This is a genomic window from Parapedobacter sp., from assembly GCF_035556095.1.
Taxonomy (GTDB): Bacteria; Bacteroidota; Bacteroidia; order Sphingobacteriales; family Sphingobacteriaceae; genus Parapedobacter.
In genome coordinates, this window is sequence record NZ_DATMFT010000031.1 from 40936 (window position 1) to 55880 (window position 14945).

At 49.0% G+C, this 14945-nt stretch carries 17 protein-coding genes; 10 read left to right on the forward strand and 7 right to left on the reverse strand.

The window, feature by feature from the left end:
• Positions 1-9: 9 nt before the first annotated feature.
• Entirely contained in the window at positions 10-747 is a 738-nt protein-coding gene (locus tag VNQ80_RS19090) for an MBL fold metallo-hydrolase (protein WP_325641692.1), read from the forward strand.
• Position 748: 1 nt separating this feature from the next.
• Here VNQ80_RS19090 and VNQ80_RS19095 read toward each other — a convergent pair whose 3' ends face one another.
• Positions 749-1429, reverse strand: coding sequence for a DUF421 domain-containing protein (locus tag VNQ80_RS19095; RefSeq protein WP_325641694.1), 681 nt, complete (start codon positions 1427-1429; stop codon positions 749-751).
• Positions 1430-1440: 11 nt separating this feature from the next.
• Positions 1441-2391, reverse strand: a complete 951-nt coding sequence (locus tag VNQ80_RS19100; protein ID WP_325641696.1) for a CAP domain-containing protein — start codon at positions 2389-2391, stop codon at positions 1441-1443.
• Between the two features lie 138 nt (positions 2392-2529).
• Here VNQ80_RS19100 and VNQ80_RS19105 point away from each other — a divergent pair, with 138 nt between their 5' ends.
• From VNQ80_RS19105 to VNQ80_RS19125, 5 genes are all read left to right on the forward strand, one after another.
• A complete protein-coding gene (locus VNQ80_RS19105) occupies positions 2530-3684 on the forward strand; it encodes a hypothetical protein (protein ID WP_325641698.1) in 1155 nt (384 codons plus the stop codon).
• A 64-nt stretch (positions 3685-3748) separates the two neighbouring features.
• On the forward strand, positions 3749-4888 hold the full coding sequence (locus VNQ80_RS19110) for a phospholipase D-like domain-containing protein (protein WP_325641700.1): 1140 nt from the start codon (positions 3749-3751) through the stop codon (positions 4886-4888).
• A 120-nt stretch (positions 4889-5008) separates the two neighbouring features.
• Positions 5009-5467: a PA2169 family four-helix-bundle protein gene (locus tag VNQ80_RS19115; protein WP_325641702.1), complete on the forward strand. Its 459-nt coding sequence runs from the start codon at positions 5009-5011 to the stop codon at positions 5465-5467.
• A gap of 45 nt (positions 5468-5512) precedes the next feature.
• Complete coding sequence (locus VNQ80_RS19120) at positions 5513-6004, forward strand: hypothetical protein (RefSeq protein WP_325641704.1); 492 nt, start codon at positions 5513-5515, stop codon at positions 6002-6004.
• A gap of 177 nt (positions 6005-6181) precedes the next feature.
• Positions 6182-8164, forward strand: a complete 1983-nt coding sequence (locus VNQ80_RS19125; protein WP_325641706.1) for a PAS domain S-box protein — start codon at positions 6182-6184, stop codon at positions 8162-8164.
• A gap of 19 nt (positions 8165-8183) precedes the next feature.
• On the opposite strand, the gene VNQ80_RS19130 is transcribed toward VNQ80_RS19125, so the two are convergent.
• The 4 genes from VNQ80_RS19130 to VNQ80_RS19145 form a co-directional block, all read right to left on the reverse strand.
• Entirely contained in the window at positions 8184-8426 is a 243-nt protein-coding gene (locus tag VNQ80_RS19130) for a hypothetical protein (protein WP_325641708.1), read from the reverse strand.
• Positions 8427-8446: 20 nt separating this feature from the next.
• Positions 8447-9094 carry a response regulator transcription factor gene (locus tag VNQ80_RS19135; protein ID WP_325641710.1) on the reverse strand — a complete coding sequence of 216 codons (648 nt, stop codon included), beginning with the start codon at positions 9092-9094 and terminating at the stop codon, positions 8447-8449.
• A gap of 301 nt (positions 9095-9395) precedes the next feature.
• The gene (locus tag VNQ80_RS19140; protein ID WP_325641712.1) at positions 9396-9779 is read right to left on the reverse strand and encodes a hypothetical protein; all 384 of its coding nucleotides are present in this window, start codon (positions 9777-9779) and stop codon (positions 9396-9398) included.
• A gap of 7 nt (positions 9780-9786) precedes the next feature.
• Positions 9787-10032, reverse strand: coding sequence for a hypothetical protein (locus VNQ80_RS19145; RefSeq protein WP_325641714.1), 246 nt, complete (start codon positions 10030-10032; stop codon positions 9787-9789).
• A 253-nt stretch (positions 10033-10285) separates the two neighbouring features.
• On the opposite strand from VNQ80_RS19145, the gene VNQ80_RS19150 reads away from it, so the two are divergent.
• From VNQ80_RS19150 to VNQ80_RS19165, 4 genes are all read left to right on the forward strand, one after another.
• Positions 10286-11053, forward strand: coding sequence for a mechanosensitive ion channel family protein (locus tag VNQ80_RS19150; RefSeq protein WP_325641716.1), 768 nt, complete (start codon positions 10286-10288; stop codon positions 11051-11053).
• Positions 11054-11223: 170 nt separating this feature from the next.
• The gene (locus VNQ80_RS19155) at positions 11224-11922 is read left to right on the forward strand and encodes a hypothetical protein (RefSeq protein WP_325641718.1); all 699 of its coding nucleotides are present in this window, start codon (positions 11224-11226) and stop codon (positions 11920-11922) included.
• A 16-nt stretch (positions 11923-11938) separates the two neighbouring features.
• Positions 11939-12571: a hypothetical protein gene (locus VNQ80_RS19160; protein ID WP_325641720.1), complete on the forward strand. Its 633-nt coding sequence runs from the start codon at positions 11939-11941 to the stop codon at positions 12569-12571.
• Between the two features lie 63 nt (positions 12572-12634).
• A complete protein-coding gene (locus VNQ80_RS19165) occupies positions 12635-13210 on the forward strand; it encodes a DUF4142 domain-containing protein (protein ID WP_325641722.1) in 576 nt (191 codons plus the stop codon).
• A 12-nt stretch (positions 13211-13222) separates the two neighbouring features.
• Here VNQ80_RS19165 and ilvD read toward each other — a convergent pair whose 3' ends face one another.
• Positions 13223-14914: a dihydroxy-acid dehydratase gene (gene ilvD / locus VNQ80_RS19170; protein WP_325641724.1), complete on the reverse strand. Its 1692-nt coding sequence runs from the start codon at positions 14912-14914 to the stop codon at positions 13223-13225.
• Positions 14915-14945: the final 31 nt, after the last annotated feature.

Sequence of the window (14945 nt, forward strand, 5' to 3'; positions counted from 1 at the left end):
TTAATAAGCATGGAAAATACAACGGGCAAAATCATTGGTTGCGGCGATGCTTTCGGCAGCGGTGGAAGGCTCCATACGTGTTTCTACATACGAGCGGGGCATACAAACGTGTTGCTCGACTGCGGAGCTACGGCATATCACGGTATCAAGCAACAAAGCGTAAATATACGCGATATCGACATGGTAGTTCTTTCGCATTTTCACGGCGATCACTACGGGGGGATACCTTTTTTGTTATTGGACGAGGCCATTCACCAGCGGGAGAAGCCACTCACTATTATCAGTCCGCCCACGGGAAAAGAGCGGATTGAGCGACTTCTCGGTCAGCTTTATCCCGGTACGGCGGTGATGGATAAATTGGATATTCATTTTAAGACATACCTACCCGGGAAGGCGATCCATGCGCATGGGCTTGACGTTCAGGCATGGCCGGTGGCTCACTCGCCGGAGGCGTTGCCTCATGGAGTACGGATCAACACGGGCAACAAGGTAATTGCGTATTCCGGCGATACCGAATGGACACCAGTGTTGATCGAACTTGCCCGAAACGCAGATCTGTTTCTATGTGAATGCAATTTCTTCGAATTGGAGGTGGTGGGGCACATGAACTATAAGACCTTGCAAGCCCATGACGATCAACTGGGCTACAAACGTATATTGTTGACTCACCTCGGCGGGGAGATGCTTAGAAACCAGTCCTGGATTGCACATGACTGCGCGGAAGAAGGCCTTGAAATCGTGTTATAGATCAGCTTACCCGCTTCGTGTTGATGGCCTTTACCCATTCATGATGTTGGCAGCGCTTGCATCGGTGTCGGCCTGCTTCTAATTGCGCCAGCGTACCACAGACGACGCATGCATATAGCCCTTCTTCGACGATGGTGTCCGAATGTTTATCGTAGGCATGGGGAAGAATCGGCAAACCGTATTTTACCTCGTCATTAGCATAGAAGAATACACTGAGGTTTCCGCCAGTCTCGAGGATGGCGACGCGTACTTGCCCCAGATGTTCCACACCCTTTTCACGCAGTTCAGCAAAAAATTCCTCCTTAGAGAGGCTGTCTTTTTCGTCGTCTTTGATAATCATTACGCTATCCTCAACAATATATACCGCCTTTCCCTCGATCAGTTTTTCCAACCGACTGCTTTTCACGGTCAGCCAGGTAATCAAGCGGTATAAGGCAATTGCCGTAACACATACCAGTAGCGTGGCAATCAGCGCCACGTCGTCATAAAACATGGCGTCGCCCGCTGCGGATCCTAGGGTGAGAATAATGGCTAACTCAAATATGGACAGTTGACGCACACCGCGTTTGCCGGACAGCCGTAAGATAGCCACGACGACCAAAAACATAAATACTGTGCGGAAAAAGATTTCCAGGGCAAATGGGCCATCCAGGTCGTGTAAGAATATTCGATTCCAATCCAAAGTGTTTATCGTTAGTTGCGAAATAATTGTGTAACCATAAGACCGTACATACCACCATCCAGTATACCGATACCTACGCGACCAAATGCAGGGCGGAGGATATTCGCCCGGTGCCCTGGCGAATTCATCAAACCTTCGTGTGCAAGAGGAAGCGTTTGGGCAATCGCGAGATTCTCACCAGCGGTAAGAAATGTGATGTTGGCTTGGCGGATACGATCAAACGGCGTATCACCATCGGGAGAAATGTGCGAAAAGTAGCTTCTTGCAAACATATCTGCGGAGTGCCGCCGTGCTACTTGCCTTAGCTCTTCGTCTGCGCGCAGCGGCGATAGGTCGACTTTGGCTCGTTCAGCGTTAATCAGTTGGAGCATCTCGCTTTCCAGCTCGGGGCGGGGAGTGGGTGCTGTCACCGAAAAGGGGAGGTGGACACTTTCCGACGATCCTGGCGAAATGGTCATCCGGTTGATCGAGCGGTTTACGGTAGCTAGCGCCGGGGCGAACGGCCGTTCCAACCGCTCCAGTTCCGCAGTGAGCCGTTGGGCGACCTCACTACCGCGCGTGTATGATGTAAGGGTGTCTGAAAGCGGTAATAAAAGCAACAGTGCCGCTGCGATTGCGGCATATAGCATACCTATGGCCAAGCCAGGGATAGCGCCCAGAAACTTATTTAACCGATGCCGGTGGAATTTCGCAGGGACAGCTGCTAAAAGACGGGTTGTTAACAATGACAGTAGGGAGCCCGCGAGCAACAGGGTAAGCAAGAACGACAAGGGAATAGCCCACACGCTGGCCGTGGGATTGGCCCCGAAAAGATCCGAAATATGACGATACAATACGAAAGTAAGTAAAAGACTTCCCAGCCAGGAAATCAGCCCAGCTAACCCCGTGAAGAAGCCCATGGATATGCCACGCCATATCGCCACCGAAATAATCAAGAGGAGTATGATGTCGATAACATTCATTTGTGCTATTAAATACAATTGACGGCTACAGATGTTTTGCGACAACAAGCCAACAATTGGGCGGAACGTCTGTTAGCGTAATTAAAGAAGCCGCACGAAAAAGACGGCTGGTACAAGTTTAAAAACAATCGTAATAGTATGGAAAAATTCACTGCAAAACACCTAAACAAGGTATTGGGGTATGAAGAGCCACCCATTTTTTCGATATATATGCCGACGCACCGTACCCATCCTGACAACGCGAACGATGCGCGCATTTTCGAAACGTTAATCCAGCAGTTTGAACCGGCAAAAGTTCAGTATGCGGGTGATAGTGGCGTTCAGGGCATCTTTGAAAAGTTTGCAGCGCTTGCAGCCAACTACCAGTTTTGGCAACATACAAAAGAGGGTCTGGCGGTGTTCGCGACACGGGATTCGTTTGATGTTTATCGATTGCCAAGAACGGTACAGCCATTGGCCGTTGTTGCAGATACAGCACATACGAAACCGTTGCTCAAATACTTGCAAACAAAAGACCGATACCACCTCTTGGTGCTGACCACCAATACCGCGCAGCTTTATGAAGGCGACCGCTATCAATTGGATGAAGTAGACCTTTCGCAAGCGGATGTGCCCGACACGATGATCGATGCGTTGGACCATGAGATGCGCGACTTGCACGCTACGCTGGCGGCCTATCGAACAGCGACTGGAGAGAAATGGGAGGCTGCCCAAAACCATGGGCTGAAAAAAACGGATATTGATAACGATATCGAGCAGTTTTTCAGAGCGGTAGACCGTGCGGTCATCGCTAGATACTCCGTGCCATCGAGACTCCCCCTGATTCTTGCAGCGCTTCCCGAGCATCACCACCTATTCCGGCGCGTAAGCCGTAACCAACGTTTACTGGAAAATGGTGTGAAGGCCAATGCGGCAGCCATGGATGCAAATGAAATTCGGAAGTTAGCGTGGAACGTGTTCGAACCTAATTATACGGCTCGATTGGATGGGATCATTGGCCAGTATCGGCACGCTGCTTCCCAAGGACTGGGCACCGATCAGATCGAGGCGATCGTTAAAGACGCTTACGATGGGAAGGTGGGTGCGCTGTTGCTGGAAGAAAATCGCATGATCCCGGGACAGATTAATGGCCGGACGGACGTCGTTTTTGGGGCACCGGAACCCGGTCAACTCGTGGACGACATCTTGGATGATCTCGCCGAACTGGTACTTGGGAAGCAAGGGGAGGTTTGGGTTATTCCAAAAGAACGGATGCCTTCGGCTACCGGCGCGGCGTCGATCAACAGGTTTTAGGCACTGGCGTTCTATGCCCGGAAGAAAACACGTTGAACGCGGAAAGTTTGTAACTGGTCATCATGTGCGGTTACTATGGGGCGGCAAAGCCTATTTTGAGTTATTAATACACCTTATCGGAAATGCACGCGAATGTATCCATTTGCAGGTTTATATCTATGAATCGGATACAACGGGAACGCTAGTTGCGGATGCACTTATCGCTGCGGCAAAAAGAGGTGTCGCCGTATATGTGTTGGTAGATGGGTATGGCTCGCAGAAGCTATCTAAGGCATTTGTAGCCCGCCTCAGGGAAAACGGTATCCATTTCCGTGTTTTTGAACCGATGCTGCGAAGCAAGCATTTCTATTTCGGTAGGCGACTGCATCGTAAGGTGTTGGTAGTGGATGCCCGGTATGCAGTGGTCACCGGAGTGAACATCGGCGATAAATATAATGACCTACCCGGCCAGGCCGCTTGGCTCGATGCAGCCGTGTGTCTGGAAGGTGAGGTGGCAGCAGACTTATGCAATGCTTCTTGGATGACATGGAAAAATTTCCAATTCACCAAGCGCTTGCCATTGCATTGCCGGCCAGGGGCTACCCACATCGATTTCGGGCCGGCGCATCGTTGCGCCATGCGTATGCGCCGCAATGACTGGGTACGTCGCAAGTACGAAATCAGCCGTACTTACCGGGAAATTTTTCAGGGGGCCGACGAAGAGATTATGCTGCTTTCCAGTTATTTTCTTCCCGGGCGTTCGGTGCAAAAAGATATCGAGGCGGCAGCCAATCGGGGCGTACGCATCCGGGTAATTAGTTGCAGCCGTATGGATGTGCCATTGGTTAAAGATGCCGAACGGTACATGTATGACTGGTTGTTGCACCACGGTATTGAGATTTATGAATACCGGGGAAATATGCTTCATGGCAAGTTGGCCACCTGCGATCGGAAATGGATGACTGTTGGTTCGTTTAATGTAAACGACCTCAGTGCCCGTGTCAGTATCGAGTTGAACATCGATCTGCGCGGCGAAGCCGTGGTACAGCAAACCATCGCCGAAATGGAGAAAATCATCGAGAACGACTGTGAGCGGATAACGCGCGAGGATGTGAGGCTGAAAAGTAATATACTCACCCGGTTTGTGAGGTGGTGGTCATTTCGGGTATTGCGCGTGTTATTCTTCCTTGGCACCTTTTACATGCGCCAGGAAAAGCCGGTATAACGGCGATCTAAAATTTTTGAAACAATAAACGACGATGGATTGTCAATAGCAAACACAGCCCGATTGAAAGGGTATAATAAAATAGGTTAATAACTAAAAAAGAAAAACATTATGGAGCAGATGAAGAAAACAGCAGAAGTGTTAAATGACCTTATCAAAATCAACAACGACCGGATAGCTGGTTACGAAAAAGCCATTGCCGCATTGCCGGCAGCAGACGTCGACCTGAAGGCACTTTTCAGTGGTTTGATTGAGCAAAGCCAGATGCTGAAAGATGAGTTGCAACAACATATCAGCGCGTGGGAAGATCGGGTGGATGATCAAACCACCGCTTCGGGAAAGATTTATCGTGCATGGATGGACGTCAAGCAAACATTCGCAATAGACGATCGTAAAGCTATTCTGGAAAGTTGTGAATTTGGCGAAGATGCTGCGCAGAAGGCATACCGGGAGGCTGAAGAGGAGGAAGAGATATCTACGGCTGCCAAGGCGCTTATTTCGAGCCAAAAAACCCAATTGCGGGCCTCCCATGATCAAATAAAACAGTTGCGTGATCGAGAAAAGGCTGTAAACGATTAGTTTGCGCACTTCATAATCAACAACACATAATAAACGTACGGAATTATGGAAAACCTAAAAATTACCGTGGAATGCCTCCAAGATCTGGCGGCATTCCACTACGAGCGAGTCGCCGGCTATCGTACCATGATGGGCAGCCTGATGGATAATGAGCAGCATCTAGCGACGCTATTTAACGCCTTCATCGCACAAAGTAACACGATGGGCGAAGAGTTAAGTCGACTGGGGCCGGAATGGGGCTGGGATGGTGAACAATTGAAAGAAAGTGGAAAATATGGCCTGGCTTGGTCAGTCGTTAAAGCTGTGTTTTCTAGCAATATGCCCGGCTACCTGTTAGACAAGTGCCGGTCGGGCGAGAATGCGCTACTTATTGCTTACCACAGTATCGAATGTACGGCCGGGCTAGCCGAATCTGTACGCTTGCTGATTAACCGGCAAAAAAGGGAGGTCATCGCGGCAAGAGATTGGATCGTACACTTTGAAACACTTCCTATGTCGCGTTCACTGCATGAAGAGCCGGTAGCGGCTGTAATCTAGTTATTCCTATCGGTGGTGTGATAGACCTATGCTGTTATCGATCTAACGCTCCATTCCCGCTATTTCTTTCTCAAGCTGACCTTAACATTAATTTGCGATATTGTGATAAAACAATCGTAATTTCGCTGGTTACCTGGTGACAGGCCTTTGGTCGGTTGCTTACGGGATAGCTGAGAAATGAAGAAATCATACATGGGGGTTGATAACCATATCTACAAGGAGTTGTTCCTAGCATCGCCTGTAGCGAGTTATATATGTGATAACGAGGGGTATATAATCGAATTTAACGAGGCTGCGGAAGTACTTTGGGGCCGCAAGCCGCAAGCTGACGACAGATGGTCGGGAGCAACTGCAGTATATTATGGCGATGGGCAACCCATACCGTGGGAGGAGACGCCCATGGCAATTGCAGTGCGCGAGCAGACTGAAATATGTGGACAAGAGTTGGTCATCGCCCGTCCTGATGGTGTGCGGCGAGTTACTTTGGCGTTTCCAAAGCTCATCCGGACGGCCGAGGGACAATTGATCGGTGCATACAATACGCTTGTGGATATTACCGAATATAAGCAGTATGAAGAGAAACAAACCATATTGTCAGAGATCGTTCAATCGTCTGACGATGCGATTGTAAGCAAGAACTTGGATGGTATCATCATGAGTTGGAACCATGGTGCCGAGCGGATTTTCGGGTATAGCGAGGCCGAAATTGTGGGTAGGTCAATAAATACGCTTATTCCGGCGTATCTCCAGCATGAAGAGAATACCATTATCAGTGAAATAAAGGCGGGCAGAACCGTAGACCATTACCAAACCATCCGGGTGACGAAGTCCGGTAAAGAGGTGCCGATTTCACTGACCATATCGCCCATGCGTAATAAGGCAGGGCAAATCATCGGTGCCTCAAAAATCGCCCGAGACATCTCCGATAAAATCCAGCGGGAACAGACGATACAGTTCCACGCGAAGAAATTGGAAACCTTACATGCGATTGGCAAAATTATCACCGAAAAATTAGATACACCGTCGCTCATTCAAACGATCATCAATTCAACGACCCATCTTGCTGCTGCAGATGTCGGTATTTGCTTCTATCGGGTATCCGACGAACCGGGACAATCCAAGCTTTCGGTGGCCGTAGCGGTGCTTGGCGAAACGAAGGGTGATTTTAGCGGCCTGAAGTCGGAGGAGGGGCTTATCCATACCATTTTTGCTGGTGAAAGTTCCATAAAATTCGATGACGTAGCAGCGATGCCTCATATCCAAGCATTATTTGAGTCGGGCGGAAGGGTGGACGCACCTCCCATTCGACACAGTTTAGCGATCCCTATCCGGTCGGCCGATAAGTTATTAATCGGGGCAATGTTTTTTGGCTATGCCCAAACGGATATATTCAACGCTGCCGATGAAGATATCATACACAGCATTGCATCTTTGGTTGCAGTGACCCTGGATAACGCTCGATTGTTTGAGGAGGTGAATGCGTTAAACCTCCGTAAAAATGAGTTTATTGCGCTAGCCAGCCACGAACTAAAAACGCCGCTAACAACCACAAAAGGATATCTTCAAATATTGGAACGGTCGGAAATCGACCAAGTAGGGCGCCGATTCCTTACCAAGGCGCTGAAACAATTGGAACGGATCAACGCATTGGTTGCCGAGCTGTTGGACATTTCAAAGATTGAAGCGGGCAAACTTACTTTTCACTTCGAAACGTTCGATCTCAGCGAAATGATATTAGATGTGGTGGAAACTTTCCATTTCAGCAGCCAGACCCACACCGTTTTCGTGAATAACATCCATGGTGATTACCTCGTGAAGGCCGATAGGCAGCGTTTAGAGCAGGTGGTCATCAATCTGATTACCAACGCAATAAAATATTCGCCAGACGCGCACCAAGTACATGTTGTACTAGAATCTTCGCCGGAAGAAGTGACCGTTCAGGTTATTGATGAGGGAATGGGAATGACACGGCAGCAACAAGAAAAGGTATTTACTCGTTTTTATCAGGTAGAAGGAACGTCTAAAATGACGGGACTGGGGCTAGGTTTGTATTTAAGTAAAGAGATCATTGAGCGGCACGGTGGCCGGGTGGGTGTTACCAGCGAGATGGGAAAGGGATCCACTTTTTATTTCACCGTTCCTCGGACCCCCTCGGACTGATGAAGCCGCTAGTAGTCACTTATGCCATGTGATGTGCGATGGCTTCGCCGATTCGCTCTACCGAATTGTTGGCCAGATCACCCCAAACCTGAATCCACTCACCTGACGGCTCTTGCCGTAGTTCGCCAATAGATGTGCCATCAGGCAAATAACAATGGTAAACTGGAATGCCGTCCGTGGTGTGTTGAGGTCGGATAATGAACCGCTCCGTGAGCTGGTCGTCGGTGATTTCGATTTCGAAAGCGTCTTCTGATTTTTCCACAGCTTGATTTTTTTCCGCAATTAACTTAATACACCCTGCTGCAATGCCATGCGAATAACGGTGCCGATATCCGGGGCACCGGTTTTCTGCAATAGGCTCTCCCGGTATTTTAGAATGGTGCGTTTATTGGTAAATAGTTGATAAGCAATCTCCTGATTGGAGTATCCTTCCAAAATGAGCTTGAGAATCTGCTCTTCCCGCTCGGAAAACTCCACAGTGGCTCCTTTTTTCTCAATATCTAATGCAGCGATAGACTCAAGAACCTGAATATACAAAGCTGTGCATATATAGGTGTTACCCGTCAATATGTGCTTGATGGCAAAAATGAGCTCATCTTTGTTGGCTTCGTTGACGATGTAGCCGTCTGCTCCCGATTTCATCAAATCGAGGATATCTTCATTATGTTCGGTTCCCGATAAGACCAACACTTTTAATAACGGTGCGATTTCCTTCAATGAGGTCAGGAGCTGCCGTTGATCGTTTAGGAAAAAGTGATCAACTATCAATATGTCGGCGACAGGTTTGTTGGCCACCGCATTCATCATATCTTCCTGTTTGGAAATGATCTCCGCAAAAGTGAAATCGGGCTCTTGGTCCAAAAGTGCGACGATACCGTCACGGGCGAGCGATTGAGGAGAAGCCCAAATAATTTTTGCTGAATTTTCCATATACTTGATTCTAATTTTACTGATGTTTTTGCTACTATGTAATCGTAAGGGAATACGCTTTAACCGACAGAAAGGTTTTAGTTATTTTCAGATTTTTCCCCTTTTGCCTACAACGAGTCGGGTTTTTAGTACAGTAATGGATAGCCTTGTAAACTGTCTTTTAGTCAATGATGGCTGATTTATAGTTGATTAGGTTTGGGTTTTCTGTCCAATAGTGCCAAATGACGCCATATAATCAGGGCACGGGCGGAACACTATATGGATACCGATATATATACGTGCCCTCGCTGCTCGAATTTTCTCACGCCCGTTTGCGGCTATTCAAAATAAGAATAACGGTTAGAACTGCGATAAACGCAGCCTGGATAGCTGCGTCAAGTAGATAGATGCGATCAATCTGCCCGTTTGCCACGTATACGATGTCCATGAGCAGAAAGCTTGCCGAGACAGTGTAACCAAGCAATACCGGCAATGGGTGCCGTCGGAGGCTAGAGACAATGAATGTGAGACCGACTGCGGCCGATAGCAGGCCCACCATTTCAACCAGCCAGGTATCTTGCTTCGGGCCCGTTGCCATAATGAAGCTAGCCATGTTGAGCAGAGGCCATATGCCGGTTACGACAAAGTAAACCCCTTGTATAAGGAATACATTGCCCAGCCTTTTGTTGTACGTTGCTGTTGCCATTAATCAATTACCTGTCGTACTGGTCATGTCCGTGTGTCTTTACAATCTTGTTATACGTGCCCAACAGCAAAAATGGAGCAGCCCATTGCCCTATAAAAAGCGCCATATGTTTATGTCCCGAGCATTTCAGCGCCAACGAAACACCCATAGCGGTCAATGCTGCACATAAGAATACTTTTGAGGGTAACTTAGCGGTTTGTTCTTCGATTGCTTTAGTGGTTCTACCTTCCTGATGCTGTGGATTTTCATTCATGACCATAAGAGACTCCTTTCTTTTTTATACGTTGAAACCCTTGCATACACGGTGCCAAGGTCGTATTTATAGTTAAAATGGCTTTTGCCAATCAAGGCAGTTACGAATCCGCCGATCGGCTTCGGCTTTAGGAAACACGGTTTTCGGAAATCGAGACACGGTTATTTAGTATTTAGTACACTATTGCTTCTCGTGGCTATAGAGATGGCTAGGTAAGCTTTTTGCATGGTGAACGAACATCAGCTTTTTATGTATGGAGCTCGAACAACTTTACGAACGACTCGAAAATTGGCTTGTGCACCAAGCACCCCGGGTGTTACTGGGCTTGGCGGTTCTTGTTTTGGGGATGTGGTTAATCCGACTCCTCGTACAGTGGATAAAACGGAAAATCGACCGAAAAGACTGGGACCCTACATTGGAAGTATTCCTTTCCAATCTAATTATAATGGCGCTCCGCGTGCTCCTTGTACTGCTGGTCATCCAAATCATGGGCCTACAGATGACCCTTTTTGCCGCGTTGGTGGGCGCTTTTGGTGTTGCAGCCGGGCTGGCGCTATCGGGCACGTTACAGAATTTTGCCAGCGGTGTGCTCATCCTCATGCTCAAGCCCTTTCGCGTTGGCGACCAGATTCTCAGCCAGGGGCAAGAGGGGGAGGTCACGTCCATCCAGTTATTCTACACCGTGGTGCTCACGCGTGACTACAGGACGGTTATCGTGCCCAACAGCAAGCTTGCCAACGAAGTAATCATCAATATGAGTCGTGCGGGGAAACGCCGCCTTGATGTGGAGCTGAAGCTTAAGTACGAAGTTGATTTCGAACATGCCAAAAGCGTATTGACCGCGGAACTCAACAAAGCGGCCGATTTGCTGGTGAGTAACGAATATCTCATTGGCATCAGTCTGCTTGAGGCGGATGGCTACCGCATTTCGGTATCGGTGTGGGTAGATGAACATGGCTATCCCGATACGCGCCTCAACGTGCAGGAGAAGTTACTGCATGCCATTCGGACATTAAGTTGAATTGTGCATTTTTCCAAACAATGAACCCATTAAAATAAACAGTGTGTCCGGAATAGTGCTGTGGGGGGAAGCAATGACACCCCCTGAATCGGTAGAAACAGCCGCGCGGAAGGTATATGACCGTAAGTGGCGCAATATGTGAGGTTAACGTGATGTAGAAGTCGAAAGAAATGGAAAGCAATAAAGATATGGAAAGCAATAAGAAAAAGCCACCTGTTATTCCGCTCGATGTAGCGGATACAGATGAAACGCGTGAACCGACGGGGGAAGATCTCCGGTATAATGAAACGGAAGATAGCTTTGAACTCGATCCGGAAACGGCCGACCGGGAATATCGCCATCCGCAGCCCTATAACACGGCCGCCCCGGAGGGCGAGGATGACAATTCCACTTACGATGAGGAAAATCCCTATACACCCAATGAGTACCGCGATAAGCGGAGCGAAATGAAGGGCGAATTGGAGGAACTTGATGCGACCGTTACGGATGAACAACTGACGCAGCTCGATGAAGTAGATGAGCAGTTGGCAAACACGTCGGAAGATGCCCGCGGCGATCTGGATGCAGAAGGGTACCCCCGTAGAGACGATGCCGGCGGTGACAATAACCCGGTGCTGGAAGCTTCCGACAATAATTACCGAGATTCCGAGGGGCCGGACGATCCCGACAACCCCGATGAAGGCAACGAAGAAGATGAATCCGATCCGCGTGTGCCGCCGTTTGAAAACCCCCGGCGGGATGATGACGAACCGATAGGGGATGACCCCAATCGACCGATACTTCCCTTAGACGTGCCGCCGAATGACGAACGAGACCCCTTGGGCGATAAGCAGATCCAATCGGACGATCCAACAGAGAGCAACGGTTAGTTTCAATACCACGATAATGGCACCTGGTAACAAAAAAGCACCATTCGTACCGGAACAGAAGGAAGGTAAACAGGTTGATCTCGAATCGCGCACGGTCTTGCCGGATAATGACCGTGCGAACGATTTTTTACAATTGGTAAAAAGCAGGCTCCTTAATATTAATCAATGGGATACGATTGCATCCGTTCCGGTGGCGACGTTTGTGCTCACAGACGCCTACGGTGGTGAGGCGATAAAAAGCCGTCCCAAAGAAGGCGATCACGTCCGGATTGATATTCCAGGACCCGGTCCCGCCATCGGCGATGGATATGACTGGGTAGTCATCACAGATATCACCGACGTCACTGATCAGTTTTGCGCAATTACCCTGCAACCGGCGCAAAATCCGCTGAAACAAGGAGACGACATCGGGCATTTCTTTCAGGCCTCGGCCAGCTCCACATTGGTGGTTGAACGGAAAGGTCATGAAGTGATTGCACGATACCACGGCAGAAACGAGGTAACTAATACGCATACCGATTCCACCCTGGATAATATAAGAAACACCGTGGTGGGAATCAGCGCCAAGCTAGGGCTTTCCTATCCGCAATGGCAGGGGCTATTGGATGGCTTGCTGGAGCAGCCTAATGAGCCACATGTAGAAGATTAATAGATGAATATATTTATATTATTAAATGGAAATGTTATGAAACCCTTACAGTTTTTTTTGGCAATGGCGATTGGATCAATCCTCATGGCCGCATGCAATAACACGAATAGGCGGGCAGCCGACGATAGTGTTGATCAGGCGCAGGGTGTAAATGATACGTCAGCAATGGTCAACAAGCAGGATGCGGACTTTGCTGTCAAGGCGGCCGACGCCGGCTTGGCCGAAATTGAACTCGGCAAGCTGGCTATGGAAAAAGCAACCGATCAGCGCATCAAGGACTTTGCACAACGGATGGTTGCGGACCATCAGAAGGCAAATGACGAGTTAAAGTCAATCGCAACGAGCCTCAACATCACGCTTCCACCGGTAATCAGTGAAGACCATGTAGATAAGCAACGAAAGCTTCGTGATAAAGCTGACGATGCGTTTGAGGAAGAATACATCGATATCATGGTCAAAGATCACGATCGTGTTGTATCACTGTTTGAAGATGCCGCTTCTGACGCACGGAATGCTGATTTACAAGCGTTCGCTGCGAAGACACTTCCCACGTTGAAAATGCATTTTGAAGAAGCCAAAACACTGCGCGACTCGATAAGCCCGATGGACACGACGACCATACAACGGGTAATTCCTTAAAAATCAGTCTATTTATTCGATGGTCTTTTCATCGGTGATACATCCTTGGGATGCCGATGATACGAGTTGTAGATATTTAAACAATACGCCTGAAGTGACGGACGGATTGCGTTTCACCCACGCTGCCTGTCGGTCACTCAGTTCGGCCGCTGTTAATCCAACATCTATGCGGCGGTTTACCACATCGATTGTAAGGCGATCGCCATTTTGCAAAAGCGCAATGGGGCCGCCGTCGAATGCTTCGGGCGAGATGTGCCCTACAACAAATCCGTGGGTACCGCCTGAAAAGCGTCCATCGGTAATCAGCGCGACGCGGGTGCCCAATCCGGCACCCATGATCGCGGCGGTAACTTTGAGCATTTCCGGCATGCCTGGCCCGCCTTTCGGACCAACATAGCGAATAACGATGACGTCTCCCTCTTTGATAAGACCCTTCTTCACCGCTTCGACGGTTTCATCCTCACTGTCGAAGACCCTGGCCGTTCCTTCAAAGAATTCACCTTCTTTTCCCGTGATCTTGGCTACGGAGCCTGCGGGGGCTACATTTCCGTAGAGGATTTGGAGATGGCCGCTTTTTTTCAACGGTGTCTCAAAAGGTCTCAGAAGATTCAATGTATTATTCCAAGGTTTGATGTCATCCAGGTTGTCGCGGAGTGTTTTCCCAGTAACTGTTAGGCAGTCACCGTTCAGTAATCCATGATCTAACAGAATCTTTAAAATAGCAGGTGTTCCACCGCTGTCGTGCACGTCTTCCATAAGGTATCTCCCGCTTGGCTTCAAGTCGGCGATCAACGGCGTATGGTCACTGATGTACTGAAAGTCGCTTAAGGTCAAGGGAAGGCCGTAGGCCCGGGCGATAGCGAGGTAATGCAGCACAGCGTTGGTAGAACCCCCAAGCGCCATCACTACGACCAAAGCATTTTCCAACGATTGTCGCGTAACGATATCGCGCGGCTTTAAGTCGAGCCGCAGTAAGTTTTTGATGGCCGCAGCGGCATCAATACACTCCTGTTTTTTTTCGTTGCTCGTTGCCGGATTGGATGAGCTATAGGGTAAAGAGAGTCCCAGTGCTTCAATGGATGATGACATGGTATTTGCTGTGTACATCCCCCCACAGGCTCCGGCACCGGGGCAAGCGTTGCGGATGATCTGATTGAGTTCTTCGCTATCGATGATGCCTGCCATCTTTGCTCCATAGGCTTCGAATGTCGACAACACGTTGATTTTCTCTCCTTTGTGCTTGCCGGAGTGGATGCTCCCCCCATAGATCATCAGTGCGGGACGATTCAACCTTCCCATAGCGATAACGGCGCCGGGCATATTTTTGTCGCACCCCATCACCGTTACCAAACCATCGTACCATTGGCCGCCCATCACCGTTTCAATGCAATCGGCAATCAAATCGCGCGAGGGCAGCGAGAAGTTCATCCCCCGGGTGCCCATGCCGATTGCGTCGCTCACACCGATCGTGTTGAACGTGAGCCCTGTTAAGTCGTGTGGTTTCATCGCCTCAACTACGATAGCCGCAAGGTCATTGAGGTGCATGTTGCAGGGATTACCTGCATACCCCGCACTGGCAACACCCACCTGGGGTAATTTGATTGTCCTTTCGTCCAAACCGATGGCATGGAGCATCGCTCTTGAGCCCGGTTGGTCTTCGTTTTCGGTGAGTTTACGGCTGAATTTATTTAGTACTGTATCCATTAAATGTAGAATGACGTGTTAATAATGATCA

What these genes read in the sequence shown, in the direction of transcription:
- VNQ80_RS19155 (WP_325641718.1), top strand. Translation starts at nt 11,224, where the DNA reads ATGGAAAGCAATAAAGATATGGAAAGCAATAAGAAAAAGCCACCTGTT.
- VNQ80_RS19150 (WP_325641716.1), top strand. Translation starts at nt 10,286, where the DNA reads ATGGAGCTCGAACAACTTTACGAACGACTCGAAAATTGGCTTGTGCAC.
- VNQ80_RS19120 (WP_325641704.1), top strand. Translation starts at nt 5,513, where the DNA reads ATGGAAAACCTAAAAATTACCGTGGAATGCCTCCAAGATCTGGCGGCA.
- VNQ80_RS19115 (WP_325641702.1), top strand. Translation starts at nt 5,009, where the DNA reads ATGAAGAAAACAGCAGAAGTGTTAAATGACCTTATCAAAATCAACAAC.
- VNQ80_RS19105 (WP_325641698.1), top strand. Translation starts at nt 2,530, where the DNA reads ATGGAAAAATTCACTGCAAAACACCTAAACAAGGTATTGGGGTATGAA.
- VNQ80_RS19145 (WP_325641714.1), bottom strand. Translation starts at nt 10,032, where the DNA reads ATGAATGAAAATCCACAGCATCAGGAAGGTAGAACCACTAAAGCAATC.
- VNQ80_RS19140 (WP_325641712.1), bottom strand. Translation starts at nt 9,779, where the DNA reads ATGGCAACAGCAACGTACAACAAAAGGCTGGGCAATGTATTCCTTATA.
- ilvD (WP_325641724.1), bottom strand. Translation starts at nt 14,914, where the DNA reads ATGGATACAGTACTAAATAAATTCAGCCGTAAACTCACCGAAAACGAA.
- VNQ80_RS19090 (WP_325641692.1), top strand. Translation starts at nt 10, where the DNA reads ATGGAAAATACAACGGGCAAAATCATTGGTTGCGGCGATGCTTTCGGC.
- VNQ80_RS19100 (WP_325641696.1), bottom strand. Translation starts at nt 2,391, where the DNA reads ATGAATGTTATCGACATCATACTCCTCTTGATTATTTCGGTGGCGATA.
- VNQ80_RS19125 (WP_325641706.1), top strand. Translation starts at nt 6,182, where the DNA reads ATGAAGAAATCATACATGGGGGTTGATAACCATATCTACAAGGAGTTG.
- VNQ80_RS19160 (WP_325641720.1), top strand. Translation starts at nt 11,939, where the DNA reads ATGGCACCTGGTAACAAAAAAGCACCATTCGTACCGGAACAGAAGGAA.
- VNQ80_RS19165 (WP_325641722.1), top strand. Translation starts at nt 12,635, where the DNA reads ATGGCGATTGGATCAATCCTCATGGCCGCATGCAATAACACGAATAGG.
- VNQ80_RS19135 (WP_325641710.1), bottom strand. Translation starts at nt 9,094, where the DNA reads ATGGAAAATTCAGCAAAAATTATTTGGGCTTCTCCTCAATCGCTCGCC.